A 545-nucleotide genomic window follows, 5' to 3' on the forward strand; every position below is an offset into this window, starting at 1 on the left:
GCGTAACGATGGGCTTCTGATAGCCGGTATCAACAGCACGGAGCAACACGGTTCCTGTGGGGGCTGACCTTTTGTTTCGGTCAGCCCGTTGACCCCTCAGCGCCTTTCCTGAAACCTTGCCACTATTCCCCGCATTTTTTGACTTTGGACAAGGCTATCGTCAGTACCCTTATTCCCAAAGATGAGAATGAGTATTATCTGGTGATAACCTCACACGGGAATAACAATGATGATAGCCAATACGCTTACCCGCTTTAACCAGCTGTTTTCTCATCCTGACTTTGCCAAATTATTGCTGCGCCTGACGGTCGGCGGCCTGATGCTGTTCCACGGCTGGCATAAGCTGCATTCCGGCATTGGCGGCATTCAGGGCATGCTGGCCGCGCACGGGCTTCCGTCCTTCATCGGTTACGGCGTACTGATCGGAGAAGTGGTGGCCCCGCTGCTGTTGATCTTCGGCATTCTCTGCCGCCTGTCAGCCCTGACAGTCATTGGCACCATGGTGGTGGCGTGGCTGCTGGCGGGTCTTGGCGATACCTTCAGCC

At 55.0% G+C, this 545-nt stretch carries 1 protein-coding gene; it reads left to right on the plus strand.

Annotated elements, in window-relative coordinates:
- Window positions 1-229: 229 nt before the first annotated feature.
- Window positions 230-545 (plus strand): DoxX family protein (locus WH277_RS02020; RefSeq protein WP_339504100.1); only part of this gene is annotated, 316 nt, incomplete at its 3' end.

This window comes from Erwinia sp. MYb416, assembly GCF_037479575.1.
GTDB classification, from domain to species: Bacteria; Pseudomonadota; Gammaproteobacteria; order Enterobacterales; family Enterobacteriaceae; genus Erwinia; species Erwinia rhapontici.